This is a genomic window from Oliverpabstia sp., assembly GCF_022785585.1.
GTDB lineage: Bacteria > Bacillota > Clostridia > Lachnospirales > Lachnospiraceae > Oliverpabstia > Oliverpabstia intestinalis.
On record NZ_JALFPR010000107.1, the window covers coordinates 14,386 to 29,209 of the forward strand.

Genomic DNA, 14,824 nt, shown 5'->3' on the forward strand with positions numbered 1-14,824 from the left:
AAGGAATCCGCAGAAAAATGATTAAAACAGGTGTAACTGTATGGTGAGTGGAAAAGAGTGAAGCTATGAAGCAGTTACAAAAAGATAAATTTTCAGGAGGGAGAAAATGACAAAAAAACAGAGAACCCTGGAGATTATAGAGCGGTTGAAGAAAGAATATCCCGATGCGGCGTGCACCCTGGATTATGACCAGGCGTGGAAACTGCTGGTGAGCGTGCGGCTGGCAGCGCAGTGTACCGATGCCAGGGTGAATGTGGTTGTGGAGGGACTGTTTGAAAAATACCCCAGTGTGGAAGCACTGGCAGCGGCAGATGTGGAAGATATCGAGACAATCGTGCGTCCCTGCGGTCTGGGAAAGAGCAAGGCACGGGATATCAGTGCCTGCATGAAGATGCTGCGGGATGAATACGGGGGAAAAGTACCGGACGATTTCAAAACATTATTAAAACTGCCGGGTGTGGGAAGGAAAAGTGCCAATCTCATCATGGGAGATGTCTTTGGAAAACCGGCGATCGTGACCGATACCCACTGCATCCGGCTGACCAACAGGATGGGACTGGTAGACGGGATCAAAGATCCGAAAAAAGTGGAGATGGCACTGTGGGAGCTGGTTCCACCGGAAGAGGGAAGCGATTTCTGTCACCGTCTGGTGATGCATGGAAGAGAAATCTGCACGGCAAGAACCAAACCGTACTGTGATCGCTGCTGCCTGAACGATATCTGTAAAAAGGTGGGTGTGGAGTAGGAGGATGAAACGATGAAAATCGGGATCATATCAGACACTCATGGAAAATTACATCCACCGGTTCTGGAGCTGACCGCTTCCTGCGATGTGGTCCTGCATGCCGGAGATGTGGATAACAGTCAGACACTGGATCAGCTCTGGATGCATCTGAAACCAAATGCCCCTTTTTATCTGGTACGTGGAAATAACGACCGGGGATGGGCGGAGCGCATCGCGAAAACACAACGGTTTTGTCAGGCTGGTGTTTCCTTTTTCATGGTGCATGACAGAAAAGATGTTTCCTGGGACCTGGACGGTGTACAGGTGGTTGTCTTCGGGCACAGTCATAAGTTTAGCGTGGAAGAAATCGACGGAAGACTCTGGCTGAATCCGGGAAGCTGCGGCAGACCGCGGTTCGGCGCACCTTTGACATTGGCAGTGCTTACGATAGAAGACGGAGTGGAAAACCAGGAGTGGACGGTGGAAAAAATCACGATTTCCAACCGGTATGTGGAAAACAGGAGTATAGTATGGAAAAAAACACAACCAAAACAGAAGTAAGAGAAAAAATACAGGAACTTTTAAAAACACTGAAAGCGGAGCAGGAAAAAAAGCCGCTGCGTCTGGTGGAGCAGGTGGGATATCTGATGTATGTCCGCCTGTTTATCGAATCACAGAAGAGGGTCAGCCTGCAGGAGAGCTTTCCGTTTGCCGGATTCCCAATGGAATGGATACCGGGAGAGGAAGAAGTGGAGGATGGTCAGCGCAGCTGGCAGCTGCAGTATCAGGTACAGTACTGTTCTTCCATGGTGGAGCAGGGACATTTTATGGAAACTGCAAGACTGGAAGAAAACAGTCTGTGGATAAAAGAATTATGTAAACTCATTGACTGGACAGCTGACCACTGTGACTGGGAAGAAGGGATGCCACATCTGTTCGGCGCGCTGCTTGAAGAGATGCTCCGTCAGATGTATGCCTGGGGAACTACAGGACTGTTTCTGATGCCGGAGAACCTTACGGAAGCACTGATCCGGCTGGCAGATGGTCGTAATATCGAAAAAGTCTGGAATCCGGCGACAAGAACCGGCGGTTTTCTTGCAGCAGCCCACAGACAGTATCCACAGTGGCAGTTATACGGATGTGAAGAAGAGAAAAGTCAGTGGCAGATTGCCCGGATGCTGCAGTTTTATCATGGCGGCGGTATGGAGGGAATCCGTCGGGAAGATCCGCTGGAAGCCGACCGCATCGATAAAACCGGGGAGCGCACACCGGAAGGGGAAGTGCCGACCTACGAGGAATACGATCTGATCGTGACCAATCCACCGGTAGGGGAACTGCCGATCGAAGATCAGGACCGGTACTGGATCAGTACCAGAAAAGCACAGCTGCAGTACATGCAGATGCTGATGAATCATGTGAAAAAGCAGGGCATGGTGATCGCGGTAGTCAACGAGGGAACCCTGTTTATGTACGATGCAGAGCAGAAAGTCCGCCAGTATCTGTTAAATGACTACCAGATCCAGGGAGTCATTTCCCTTCCGGCGGGAGCATTTTTACCCTATACAGGAAGTAAGGCTTCGGTGCTGATCTTTACAAGAGAAGAAGAGATTGACAAAGAGCAGCCGGTATGGTTCTATGAGATCCAGAATCTCGGATACAGCCTGGATCGTCGCCAGGAAAGTACGGGGGTGGATGACATTCCGGCAATGCTGACATCATGGGAGAACCGGAAAGAACTGGCAGATCAGTGGAAACATCAGTTGAAGGAAGCTGCTGCGCACAACCAGTGGGAAAATCCGGTTCCGGCACATTGGGAAGAAAAATCCTGCTGGTTTGCAAGTCTGGATACGATCGCCAAAAATGACAATAATCTGTCTGCGGGAAGATACAAACCATGGAAAGAGCAGGAGACGGTTGTGACCGAATCTCCGGCACAGCTTTTGAAAGAACTGGCAGATCTGGAAACCGATACGATGAAGAAAGTACAGGAACTGATGGAGATGGCGGGGGACTATGAGTAAGAAGAAAAATATGTACAAACTGGAATCTCTCGCCCGGCTGATCTCCGGAAGAACGCCGGAGCGGGAGCAGAAGGAATACTATGCAGAGACCGGAACACCATGGGTCAAGATTGAAAATCTGGATCAGGGTTATATCCGGGAGACAGCGGAATACCTGTCCGAACAAGGAAAAGAAAAGGTTAATCTGGTACCGGAAAACAGTGTGTTATTTTCCATCGTCGGTACAGTCGGAAAAGTAGGAATCGCCGGCCGGGAACTTGCCACGAATCAGCAGATCGTATCCCTGATCTTTGATGAGACCCGAGTGCTGCCACTGTACGGATATTATGCACTCCGGTATCATGCGGAAGAGATCCGCAAATTGTCCAATCAGACCACGATGGCGCTGATCAGCAGAAAAACCCTGGGACAGTACAGAATCTATGTGCCGGACAGTCTGGAAAAACAGCAGAAGATTGTGGATAAGCTGCGGCGTTTTGAAGAGATCAAGCTGAAAAAAGAAGAGATGCGAAGCCGGATGGAACAGTATGAACAGGTATTATTTCAGAGAATCTTTTCCTCTCAGCTGCGATACGGAGAAAAGGCGAGACTTCGCAACTATCTGAAAGAACCGGTAGGAACCGGTATTCCGAAAAATGAAGAGCCAAACGGAGAATTCCCCTGTGTGCGTCTGGAGAATTTTCGGAAGACTTATCTGACAGGACTCCATGCAGGAGAAAAAGCGGAGGTAAATGCTGGTGCAGACTGGGCGATCGAAGAGAAATACCGTGTCTGCCCGGGAGATATCCTTCTTCGAAATGGAAAGCTGATTCTGGTAGATCGGGTGGAAGATCCACTGTATCTGGATCGTAGTGTGCTGCGCATTGTGCCGGATCAGGGGCAGATTCTGCCGGAAGCCTTATATGCTTATCTGAGTCAGTCCTGTATGAGTGAAGTTCTCTACGGAGCCAGAAAAGAGGGCGATAACCGAAAACGTCCGATTCGTGCCGCCGAGGTGGAAAAGCTGATTCTGCCGCAGTTGTCCATGAAAAAACAGGAAGATTACAGCAGATGTCTGAAGAAAATCCGTGAGATCGAGAGAAATCTGGACCGGGAAATTGCACTGGCAGAGGCAGCATTTTCCGGTATGGGATGGCTGTTGCTGAGGAAAGAACCGGAGGAAGAGGCTAAGACAGATGCAATAAGCATTGAAGATGTGGAAATTGTTACGAAAGCGGAGACAGAAGAATCCACAGGGAAAGATCTGGAAACTATGGCAGATGCGAAAACTTCGGAAGGTGCAGCCGGTGAAGCGGAGCAGACAGAAGCCGGGTTACAGGAAGAAAAGTCGAAAGTGGTTTCGGGAAAAACAGGGAAGAGGATGCAAAGAAGGCCGGTGGAACTGTCCGAAGAACAGAAGCAGACGGCACATCTGATTCTTGGTGTGCTCTGCTGCTGGGCACCGAGAGATGAACGAACCGGTGTATACTGTAAGAAACGGCAGGAGATTTTCCGGATTGCGCAGCCCTATTTTCAGCCGGCAGCGGTTTCTTTTACCGATAAAAAGGGACAGCGGGAATACCTGCTCGAGAAGGATTTCCTGACCTATCGAAATGAGGAATTGAGCAAACGATACGCTACACCGATGTACTTTTTACAGGAACTTTTACAGGAAAGCGAAAACGATAATCCGCAGGACGCCCATCTGGCCTTCCAGGGAGAAGACGGGATCGCTACGGATGAACTTTGGGATTCAGCACAGATCCGGCAGATGGCAGTGTGTGGCTGGGAGATACTAATGGAGTATTCCGGACTGGGTGCATGCGGATGGCTGGTGCGTGGAGAGAATGGGAAGTAACTATGCAACAGGCAGTCGGGGTACAGAACGGTTGCAACCGAGAAAAGGAGGCAGAACATATGAAACCGAAGATTCGCATGGTCGGACTGGATCTGGACGGAACGGTATTTAATAACAATAAAGAGATTACCACGCATACCAGAAGTGTGCTGAAAGAGGCGATCCATCAGGGCTGCATCGTGCTTCCGGCCACCGGAAGACCGGAAATCGGACTTCCGGGTGCATTTTTGGAGATTCCCGGTGTGGAATACGCACTGACTTCCAACGGAGCCCGCATTATCCGTATTCCTTCCGGGGAGACGGTATATGAAGAACTGATTCCCTGGGAGGTCGCATTGCAGGTGATCGAAGTGATGAAACAGTGGGCAGGAGAATCATGCAACTGGGAAACATATTTTGCCGGTAATATTTATGTTGAGGAAGAAACGTATCATTTTGTGAAACATGAATCGATGAGTCCTGCGATGGAGCGGTACATCCGAAGTACCCGGACACGCCGGAAGTATCTGACAGAGAAGATCCGGGAGGAAAAGATCGGGATGGAAAAGTTGCATCTGATCTTTGCCGATACAAGAGAACGGGACTGCAGAGAGAAGGAACTGCAACAGATGTTTCCGAATCTGAGTATCTGCCATGCGACACCGTTTAATATTGAAATTATTTCCGGCAGGGCTGGAAAAGGGAACGCGCTGGTGGCACTGGGAAAGATCCTCGGTATCAAAAGGGAAGAAATCATGGCATGCGGCGATGCGCCAAACGACTGGAACATGCTTGAGATGGCCGGACTTCCGGTCGTGATGGCGAATGCAGATGAAGAGACGAAGAAAAAGGCAGCGTTTATCACAAAGTCGAATGAGGAAGACGGCGTTGCTTATGCTGTTGAGCAGTTTGTGCTAAAAAATGGATGACAGATTTGCCTGAATGGCAGAAAACAAATTGGCTGCGGTATCAGGTATGGCAACGGGAAGAAAAAGGAAAAGCGAAGGAAAATGAGAAGAAACAGCACATACGGAAAATGAAAGGAGTTTATGCATGACTTTGAAACAACAACTTGGAAAGCTGAAATGTAAGAACTTTCTCTTCCTCACGATTGCAGGTATAGTGAATGCCTTCGGAGTCACGATGTTTATTGCCCCGGTGGATCTGTATGACAGCGGAATCTCCGGAACATCGATCCTGCTGTCACAGCTGACACCGGAATGGCTGTCACTGTCCTTCTTTTTGATGGTATTGAATATTCCTCTGTTTTTATGCGGACTCAGAAAACAGGGTGTGGTATTTACTATCTATGCGATTTACACGGTGGTGGTCTATTCTTTCGGGGCATGGCTGATCACAGATGTACTGCCGGTGGATGTAAGTATCGTATCGCCACTTGCCGGATCGGATCTGCTTCTCTGCGCTATTTTTGGCGGGCTGATCTCCGGTATCGGAAGTGGTATGGCGATTCGGTTTGGAGGAGCGATGGACGGCATCGAAGTTCTCGCTGTCATCTTTGCAAAACGGCTGGGAATCACGGTGGGTACGTTTGTGATGGCATATAATCTGGTACTGTATATTATCTGTGGATTTGTGATTCACAGCTGGATCCTTCCACTGTACTCGATCGTAACCTACGGGGCAGCGCTGAAGACAGTGGACTTTATTGTGGAAGGTCTGGATCGATCCAAAGCGGCTACAATCGTCACGGTGCATCCGGATGAGGTCTGCGCGGCACTCTCCGAAGCCTTTGAGTGTGGATGACGATCACCGAGGCGAAGGGATATTATTCGGATTCCCCGAAGACAGTGGTGTACATCGTGGTAAACCGTTTTCAGGTTGGGAAGATGAAAGAACTGGTTCATGGAAATGATCGCTCCGCTTATATCTCGATTGCAGAAATTGCGGATGTGTATGGAGCAAATACGGACAAAGTCTGAAACGACAAAAATATCATTGAGGATTGTGATAGTATGAAGTACGGAACAATCCGGTATCAAAGGGGTCAAAATACCTTTTGCCCCCAACATCATATCATTATTATAAACAGAAAGTGAAAAAAATATGGATGGAAATATTCTTTTGTGGATACAGGATCACTTCCGCTGGGAGGGCATGAACTGGTTCTGGAAAGGAATCACATCCCTGGGAAACGGTGGATGGTTCTGGATCGTATTATGTATCCTGATGGTTGTACTTGCCAAAATCTCCGGAGAAAAATGTTCAATAAAAAATGAAAACTGTTTCCGGGCAGTAATCGGAAGAGCCGGCTGGTATGGTCTGTTGTCGATGGGAGCCGGTGCACTGATCACCAATGTGTGTCTGAAAAATCTGGTAGCACGTCCCCGCCCCTATGAAGTGGTAGAGGGACTGGTGCCGCTGATCGACAAACCGACGGATTATTCATTCCCGTCGGGACATACCTGTGCATCGTTTGCCTGTGCGCTGGTGTTGTACCGGATTCTACCGAAAAAATACGGTGTACCTGCATTGATCCTGGCATCACTGATCGCATTTTCACGCCTGTATGTGGGTGTGCATTATCCAACCGATGTGCTGGGAGGCATGTTTGTCGGAATCTTTTCTTCCTGTCTGGTTCTGTGGATCGGAAAGAAGAGGACGAAGAAATAAGAAAATCTTAAAAGAAACGTAATTGTCTGCCCGTGTGGTGTTCTTTATAATAAGAGAGAAAAGAACGCCATCCGGGCAGAAAGAGGTTTAGAGGGGAATGGGAAAGAAAATATTGAAATTGTTACTGTATCTGATGGCAGTGGTCGGAGTGCTCATCTGGCTGGACAGTACAGCAGGACTGACGGAAGAAGGGGCATTGATTATTTTTGGCATTGCATTATTGATGTATTTTGTGATGAAACTGATCGGCTTTTTGACAAAGAGACACAGAATAAGAAGAGAAAGAGCGCGGAAAGCCAGAAGAAAACGTGAGTTGCGGGAAGTAAACAATTACAGGGTAAAACAGGAAATATCCGTTGCAGCGACAGCGGCATCACAGGCAAACCATCGGAAACAGCAAAAAATACATAATCAAAGCGGTCATAAATTTCATATGACACGGAAAAGAATAGTCTGGACCGTCGGTTTGCTGGTCACATTCTGCATCGTTGTGCTGGCAGGGAAAACCTGGATCCGGCAGCACGAGCAGATTCCGGAGAGCCTTCTTAACATGGAAGAAAAATATCCGGAGGCTACAGATTTTGTAAAAAATTATCCGAAGCGAAGACACTATCAGACTATAGATATTTCATCCGAAGTGGAAACTGCCAGAGAAAACAGTGAGATACCGTATTTTTTGCAGTGGGATGAACGCTGGGGGTATGAAACCTACGGCAGCGATTTCCTTGCTGTCACCGGCTGCGGTCCAACCTGCCTGTCCATGATCACCTGTGGTCTGACCGGCTCCGAAACATGGAATCCCCTGACCGTAGCTCAGTTTTCAGAAAAAGAGGGTTATTACGTACCGGGTGAAGGAACCTCCTGGTCGCTGATGACCGAAGGTGCCAACAACCTGGGCCTCACAGCAGAAAACATCCCGGTAACACAAGAAAACATCCTTGCCGCCCTGCGGTCCGGCATCCCCCTGATCTGTTCCATGTATCCGGGTGATTTTACCTACACGGGTCACTTTATCGTTCTGACCGGTATTGATGAAAACGGTGCAATTACCGTTAACGACCCAAACAGCCCCGCCAACACCCAAAAACACTGGTCCATGACCGAAATATTACCACAGATCCGTCAAAGCTGGGGATACCGTACCTGAACATACGGTATCCCTTTTTGTATATAAAGATATGAGTGTCAAAAGGTCTTCTGCCACTCATTTGATACTACGGATTGCTCCGCAGCTTAGCTGTTCCCGCAATCCTCTCAATATTCGCAATTCGCTGATTGACTACGCAAATCGCTACCGCCTCTTTCGCGTCTGTCTGGAAAAAAATTAAAAATTATTAGCACTCCCTCTTGACGAGTGCTAAAATATGTGTTATATTGCAACTAGAACAAAGAAAACAATGTGTTCCAAAAGGAGGGACGCTTATGAATATCAGCAAATTTACGCAAAAATCATTGCAGGCTGTTCAAAATCTGGAAAAGACCGCATATGACTTCGGTAACCAGGAGATCGAGCAGGAACATTTACTGTACAATCTGCTTCATCAGGAAGATAGTCTGATCTTAAAGATGATTGAAAAGATGGAAATTAACAAAGAACATTTTCTGGACAACGTGGAAAATGCACTGAACGCCAGAGTCAAAGTATCCGGCGGACAGCAATATATCGGACAGTACCTGAACAAGGTACTGGTAAGCGGCGAAGACGAAGCCAAAGCCATGGGAGATGAATACGTTTCCGTAGAACATCTGTTTCTGGCAATGCTCCGTTATCCGAGCCCGAGTATCAAAAAACTGTTCCAGGAATATGGAATCACAAGAGAACGCTTTTTACAGGCGCTGAGCACTGTAAGAGGAAACCAGAGAGTTACTTCGGATAATCCGGAAGCAACTTACGATACACTGGAAAAATACGGTCAGGATTTGGTAGAGCGTGCGAGAAATCAGAAGCTGGATCCGGTCATCGGCCGTGACAGCGAGATTCGAAATGTGATTCGTATTCTTTCCAGAAAGACAAAAAACAATCCGGTACTGATCGGTGAGCCAGGTGTAGGTAAAACGGCAGCCGTAGAAGGACTGGCACAGCGAATCGTCCGTGGCGATGTACCGGAAGGTCTGAAAGATAAAACGATTTTTGCTCTGGATATGGGTGCACTGGTAGCCGGTGCAAAATACCGTGGTGAATTCGAGGAACGTCTGAAAGCCGTTCTGGAAGAAGTCAGAAAGAGCGAAGGTAAAATCATTCTGTTTATCGATGAACTGCATCTGATCGTCGGAGCAGGAAAAACCGACGGTGCGATGGATGCCGGCAACATGTTAAAACCGATGCTTGCCCGTGGAGAACTGCACTGTATCGGTGCTACCACACTGGATGAGTATCGCCAGTACATTGAAAAAGATGCCGCATTGGAACGTCGTTTCCAACCGGTAATGGTAGATGAACCTTCTGTGGAAGATACCATATCCATCCTTCGTGGACTGAAAGAGCGGTATGAGGTATACCATGGAGTAAAGATTACCGATGGTGCCCTCGTTGCAGCAGCTACACTTTCCAACCGTTATATCTCCGACCGATTCCTGCCGGATAAGGCTATCGATCTGGTAGATGAAGCCTGTGCACTGATCAAGACCGAACTGGATTCTCTTCCGGCAGAACTGGATGAGCAGCAACGTAAGATCATGCAGATGGAGATTGAGGAAGCAGCACTGAAAAAAGAGACCGACAAGCTAAGTCAGGAACGTCTGGCAGATCTGCAAAAAGAACTGGCAGAATATAAAGATGCATTTTCCGTACAGAAAGCACAGTGGGAGAATGAGAAACATTCTGTAGAGAAACTTTCCACATTGCGTGAACAGATTGAAGATCTGAATCGTCAGATCCAGGTGGCACAGCAGCAGTATGATCTGAATAAAGCAGCGGAACTGCAGTACGGCGAACTGCCGAAACTCCAAAAACAGTTGGAGATTGAAGAAGAGAAAGTGAAAAACGAGGATCTTTCTCTGGTACATGAGAGTGTTACCGATGAAGAAATTGCGAGAATTATTTCCCGTTGGACCGGTATCCCGGTGGCGAAACTGACCGAGGGAGAAAAAACGAAGATTCTAGGTCTTGAAGATGTCCTTCATAAACGTGTGATCGGACAGGATGAAGCGGTAACGAAAGTGACCGATGCGATCATCCGTTCTAAAGCCGGTATCAAAGATCCTACAAAACCGATCGGATCATTCCTGTTTCTTGGACCTACCGGTGTCGGTAAGACAGAACTTGCAAAAACTCTGGCACAGACGTTGTTTGATGATGAGAATAATATGGTGCGAATCGACATGAGCGAGTATATGGAGAAATATTCTGTATCCCGTCTGATCGGAGCACCTCCGGGATATGTAGGTTATGAAGAAGGAGGTCAGCTGACGGAAGCTGTCAGAAGAAAACCGTACTCGGTAGTACTGTTTGATGAGATTGAGAAAGCACATCCGGATGTATTTAACGTACTGTTACAGGTACTGGATGATGGCCGGATCACGGATTCTCAGGGACGTACCGTTGACTTCAAGAATACGATTCTGATCATGACTTCCAACATCGGTTCTTCCTATCTGCTGGATGGCATTGGGGAAGATGGAAGTATCAAACCGGAAGCAGCAGAGATGGTACAGAACGACCTGCGTGGGCATTTCCGACCGGAGTTTCTGAACCGTCTGGATGAGATCATTATGTTCAAACCATTGACCAAAGACAATATTGGTGGTATCGTAGACCTGTTAATGGCAGAGCTGAACAACCGTCTGGCAGATCAGGAGATTCATATCCGTCTGACAGCTGCGGCAAAGAACCACATCATCGAAGGTGGGTATGATCCGGTATATGGCGCACGTCCATTGAAACGTTATCTGCAGAAATATGTGGAAACACTGGCTGCAAAGATGATTCTTGGTGGAAAAGTCGGTCAGGATGATACAATCGTTCTGGATGTAACGGATGGTGAGTTGACAGCTTCTGTACAGTCTGTATAAAGGAGTTTTGAGATGATACCGAACGATCCGGTGATGTTGCTCAGTTATGTAAATACGCAGCTGAGAGATTATTATTCCAGTCTGGATGCTCTTTGTGAGGATAAGGGTATTGGAAAAGAAGAACTGGTGGAGAAGATGAAGTCCATTGAGTATGTGTATGAGGTGGATCGAAATCAGTTTGTGTGATAAGGGAAGCATTCCTGCAAAAAAAAGTAGGAGTGCTTCTTTTTTTGATAAGCCATTTAAACAAAGTATTGACAGAAAGTTAACATAGTGCTAATATACTTCTTGTATAAATTCCATAGTAACATATCAAGTGCACCTGCGAACATAGTTCGTCGGTGAGAGAGGGAATCAGGTGTGAGTCCTGAGCGATCCGGTCACTGTAATCAGGGAGGAAAGCCCGGTAGGATCCATTGTACCGCAAGGTATGAGAAGGAGGGCCGACTGTTGATCTGTAAGTCAGGAAACCTGCTTGTATGTCGTAAGGTTAAAACTTCCGAGTAAAGTTTTACATCCTGTTTGTAGTAAAAATGAGATGTCAGCTTTCTGTCGGGGAAAAGACATCTTTTTTATATATTTACAAAAACACGAACTTATGGAATGATCGAAACAGGAGCGTAGTGTTTCGAGACCTTGACTATTTGAATTTATGCACGATTAAACGACAGGATGAACAGAATCCTGTTTCTGTAGATCTACTGTATCATTTACCTCCGCAACCAAGTGATATAGATTCCTCTTGGATCTTGTGCAGAAGCAGGATGGTTTCATCCGGTTAGCCTTGAAAATGGAAGCCTGAAAAGGCTTCTTTTTTTGTGCTTTTCACGTGAAAAATCTGCAACATATGGCTGCATAGAAAAATAACTTTTGCAATTGAAAGCACCGGAACTTCATGGTACACTGAGATAGTAAAGTAACTGTAAAAACAGCTACGGAAAACAAAAATGGAGGCAATAAAATGGAGGGTTTTACAACGAAAAAACAGCAGTTTGCAACGGTATGGAAGATGCATACTGCAGGCGATGCACAGTGGTATCCGGCGCAGGTTCCGGGAACTGTGTATACAGATCTGTTAAGAAACGGACAGATGGAAGATCCGTTCTGGAAGGACAATGAATACAGAGCACTGGATCTGATGGAAAAAGATTATGAGTATGAGACCGTGTTTGAGGGAACCGAAGCACAGGAAGGCGAGAGACAGTGGCTTCGCTTTGAAGGTTTGGATACGATCTGTGATATCTATCTGAATGAAGAAAAAATCGGTAATACATATAACATGCACAGAACCTGGGAGTTTGATGTAACAGGAAAGGTGAAAGCAGGAGAAAATATCCTGCGTGTGTATTTCCATTCTCCGCTGGAGTATATTAAAGAAGCTTACGAAAAACAGCCGACACACGGAAGTGAAGATGCGATGGATGGCTTTGTGCATATCCGCAAAGCACACTGCATGTTCGGATGGGACTGGGGTGCTCATCTGCCGGATGCGGGAATCTTTCGTCCGGTATATCTGCTGACGATGACCGAAGGCAGAATAGACAGCGTGTATATCCGTCAGGAACACGAAGAGGGAAAAGTAACCCTGCATTTTGATGTGAGCAGAAACCCGAAAGAGGATCTCAGAAAAGAGATCCCGGTGGGAAAAGAGGCAGATGGCTATACCTATGAAGTAACTGTGACAGCACCGGATGGTACAAAGATCATTGCAAAAGATACCCCGGAGGATCTGGTGATCGAACAGCCGAAGCTCTGGTGGCCAAACGGTGTGGGCGAACAGCCATTATATGAAGTGAACGTAACGCTGGCAAAAGACGGACAGCCGGTGGACAGATGGACAAGAAAGATTGGTCTTCGCACGATGACGATGGATATTCATCCGGATGAGTGGGGCGAGAGTTTTGCTCATCAGGTGAACGGAAAGGATATCTTTGCCATGGGTGCAGACTATATCCCGGAAGATCATCTCCTGGGGCGTGTGACACCGGAAACTACAAGAAAACTGTTGGAACAGTGTAAGGCAGCCAACTTTAACGCAGTCCGCGTATGGGGCGGCGGTTACTATCCGGAAGACTGGTTCTATGATCTGTGTGATGAACTGGGACTGATGGTATGGCAGGACTTTATGTTTGCATGTGCAGTCTATGATTTGACACCGGACTTTGAGGCGAATATCCGGGAAGAATTTATTGATAATGTAAAAAGATTACGTCATCACGCATCCCTGGGACTGTGGTGTGGTAACAATGAGATGGAAATGTTTGTAAAACAGGGCGAGTGGGTAACCAAACCGAGCGAGGTGCGCGATTATCTCTTCATGTACGAGCGCGTGATTCCGGAGATTCTGAAAAAATACGATCCGGAAACCTTCTACTGGCCTGCAAGTCCGTCTTCCGGCGGATGCTTCGATGATCCGTCAGATCCGAACCGTGGAGATGTGCATTACTGGGATGTATGGCATGGAAACAAGCCGTTCTCGGATTACCGGAATTACTATTTCCGCTATGCAAGTGAATTTGGATTCCAGTCCTTCCCGTCTTTTGAGACAATCAAAACTTTTACCGATGATCCGGCAGACTGGAACATTTTCTCTTATGTTATGGAAAAACATCAGAGAAATGCAGGCGCAAACGGAAAGATCCTGAATTATCTGCAGCAGACATTCCGCTATCCAACCGAATTTACCACGTTATTATATGCTTCCCAGATGTTGCAGGCAGAAGCTATCAAGTACGGGGTGGAACATTTCCGAAGAAACAGGGGCAGATGTATGGGTGCGATCTACTGGCAGTTAAATGACTGCTGGCCGGTAGCTTCCTGGGCATCGGTAGATTATGAGGGAAGATGGAAAGCCCTGCATTATTATGCAAAACGGTTCTTTGCACCGGTGATGGTATCCTGTGAAGAACAGAACTGGATGACTGCGGAAGCGAATATGAACCGTGAACATTTTGTATATGAAAAATCTATCCGCCTGAATGTGACCAACGAGACCCTGGAAGATAAGAAAGTTCTGGTAAAATGGGCACTTCGAAACGCCGATGCATCTGTTGTGAAAGCAGAGGAGCGAGAAGTAACGGTGCCGGCACTTTCCAGTGTATGGCTGGATAAAGAAGAATACCCGGATGTGGATGTATTCGGCCAGTATGTAAGCTATGAGGCATGGGAGGGTGATACCTGCATCTCTGAGGGCAGCGTGATCTTCTCTTATCCGAAGTACTTCCATTATCTGGATCCGCAGCTGTCATATCGGATCGAGGGAGACGAGATCGTAGTCAGCGCGAAAGCCTACGCGAAAGGCGTGGAGATCCTGAATCTGTCCGAAGATCTGATCCTGTCGGACAACTATTTTGATATGAGTGCGGGAGAAAAGAGGGTAAAGATTCTTGGCAAAGCATCAAGAAAAGTGGAAGCCCCTGCAGACTGGGAGAACCAGGTAAAAGAGCAGCTTGCGGACGGTCTGAAACTGCGAAGCGTTTACGATATTCGGTAAAAGATGTTGGGGCAAAAAGCATTTTGCCCCTTTGATACCGGATTGCTCCGTACTTTGTACTCCCGCAATCCTCAAAAACATTCGTAATCCGCTCATTTTTCTTCGGAAAATGGCTACTTACTCATGTT

At 47.2% G+C, this 14,824-nt stretch carries 12 protein-coding genes and 1 riboswitch; all 12 genes read left to right on the forward strand.

Annotated elements, in window-relative coordinates; translation table 11 throughout:
- The first annotated feature begins 106 nt into the window (after positions 1-106).
- The 12 genes from MSA64_RS07545 (at position 107) to MSA64_RS07600 (ending at position 14,696) form a co-directional block, all read left to right on the forward strand.
- On the forward strand, positions 107-745 hold the full coding sequence (locus MSA64_RS07545) for an endonuclease III domain-containing protein (RefSeq protein ID WP_106491809.1): 639 nt from the start codon (positions 107-109) through the stop codon (positions 743-745).
- Between the two features lie 12 nt (positions 746-757).
- Complete coding sequence (locus tag MSA64_RS07550) at positions 758-1,285, forward strand: metallophosphoesterase family protein (protein WP_287891198.1); 528 nt, start codon at positions 758-760, stop codon at positions 1,283-1,285.
- A complete protein-coding gene (locus MSA64_RS07555; protein WP_287891200.1) occupies positions 1,255-2,745 on the forward strand; it encodes an N-6 DNA methylase in 1,491 nt (496 codons plus the stop codon). Before MSA64_RS07550 ends, MSA64_RS07555 begins: the two co-directional genes overlap by 31 nt.
- Complete coding sequence (locus MSA64_RS07560) at positions 2,738-4,582, forward strand: restriction endonuclease subunit S (protein WP_287891201.1); 1,845 nt, start codon at positions 2,738-2,740, stop codon at positions 4,580-4,582. The genes MSA64_RS07555 and MSA64_RS07560 overlap by 8 nt, the downstream gene beginning before the upstream one ends.
- 59 nt (positions 4,583-4,641) lie before the next feature.
- A complete protein-coding gene (locus MSA64_RS07565) occupies positions 4,642-5,490 on the forward strand; it encodes a Cof-type HAD-IIB family hydrolase (RefSeq protein WP_287891203.1) in 849 nt (282 codons plus the stop codon).
- A gap of 124 nt (positions 5,491-5,614) precedes the next feature.
- Positions 5,615-6,325, forward strand: coding sequence for a YitT family protein (locus tag MSA64_RS07570; RefSeq protein WP_287891205.1), 711 nt, complete (start codon positions 5,615-5,617; stop codon positions 6,323-6,325).
- Entirely contained in the window at positions 6,322-6,501 is a 180-nt protein-coding gene (locus MSA64_RS07575; RefSeq protein ID WP_287891206.1) for a DUF2179 domain-containing protein, read from the forward strand. Before MSA64_RS07570 ends, MSA64_RS07575 begins: the two co-directional genes overlap by 4 nt.
- A 124-nt stretch (positions 6,502-6,625) precedes the next feature.
- Positions 6,626-7,192, forward strand: coding sequence for a phosphatase PAP2 family protein (locus MSA64_RS07580; protein ID WP_287891207.1), 567 nt, complete (start codon positions 6,626-6,628; stop codon positions 7,190-7,192).
- 97 nt (positions 7,193-7,289) lie between these two features.
- Complete coding sequence (locus tag MSA64_RS07585; protein WP_287891209.1) at positions 7,290-8,339, forward strand: C39 family peptidase; 1,050 nt, start codon at positions 7,290-7,292, stop codon at positions 8,337-8,339.
- 275 nt (positions 8,340-8,614) lie between these two features.
- Complete coding sequence (gene clpB, locus MSA64_RS07590) at positions 8,615-11,203, forward strand: ATP-dependent chaperone ClpB (RefSeq protein WP_154432027.1); 2,589 nt, start codon at positions 8,615-8,617, stop codon at positions 11,201-11,203.
- A gap of 12 nt (positions 11,204-11,215) precedes the next feature.
- Positions 11,216-11,389 carry a DUF4250 domain-containing protein gene (locus MSA64_RS07595; RefSeq protein WP_022172045.1) on the forward strand — a complete coding sequence of 58 codons (174 nt, stop codon included), beginning with the start codon at positions 11,216-11,218 and terminating at the stop codon, positions 11,387-11,389.
- 111 nt (positions 11,390-11,500) lie between these two features.
- Positions 11,501-11,695: riboswitch (cobalamin riboswitch) on the forward strand.
- A 469-nt stretch (positions 11,696-12,164) separates the two neighbouring features.
- A complete protein-coding gene (locus MSA64_RS07600) occupies positions 12,165-14,696 on the forward strand; it encodes a beta-mannosidase (RefSeq protein WP_154432028.1) in 2,532 nt (843 codons plus the stop codon).
- Positions 14,697-14,824: the final 128 nt, after the last annotated feature.

Bases quoted from the DNA above. Each gene is read 5' to 3' on its own strand.
- MSA64_RS07545 (WP_106491809.1), top strand. From the start codon at position 107: ATGACAAAAAAACAGAGAACCCTGGAGATTATAGAGCGGTTGAAGAAA.
- MSA64_RS07550 (WP_287891198.1), top strand. From the start codon at position 758: ATGAAAATCGGGATCATATCAGACACTCATGGAAAATTACATCCACCG.
- MSA64_RS07555 (WP_287891200.1), top strand. From the start codon at position 1,255: ATGGAAAAAAACACAACCAAAACAGAAGTAAGAGAAAAAATACAGGAA.
- MSA64_RS07560 (WP_287891201.1), top strand. From the start codon at position 2,738: ATGAGTAAGAAGAAAAATATGTACAAACTGGAATCTCTCGCCCGGCTG.
- MSA64_RS07565 (WP_287891203.1), top strand. From the start codon at position 4,642: ATGAAACCGAAGATTCGCATGGTCGGACTGGATCTGGACGGAACGGTA.
- MSA64_RS07570 (WP_287891205.1), top strand. From the start codon at position 5,615: ATGACTTTGAAACAACAACTTGGAAAGCTGAAATGTAAGAACTTTCTC.
- MSA64_RS07575 (WP_287891206.1), top strand. From the start codon at position 6,322: ATGACGATCACCGAGGCGAAGGGATATTATTCGGATTCCCCGAAGACA.
- MSA64_RS07580 (WP_287891207.1), top strand. From the start codon at position 6,626: ATGGATGGAAATATTCTTTTGTGGATACAGGATCACTTCCGCTGGGAG.
- MSA64_RS07585 (WP_287891209.1), top strand. From the start codon at position 7,290: ATGGGAAAGAAAATATTGAAATTGTTACTGTATCTGATGGCAGTGGTC.
- clpB (WP_154432027.1), top strand. From the start codon at position 8,615: ATGAATATCAGCAAATTTACGCAAAAATCATTGCAGGCTGTTCAAAAT.
- MSA64_RS07595 (WP_022172045.1), top strand. From the start codon at position 11,216: ATGATACCGAACGATCCGGTGATGTTGCTCAGTTATGTAAATACGCAG.
- MSA64_RS07600 (WP_154432028.1), top strand. From the start codon at position 12,165: ATGGAGGGTTTTACAACGAAAAAACAGCAGTTTGCAACGGTATGGAAG.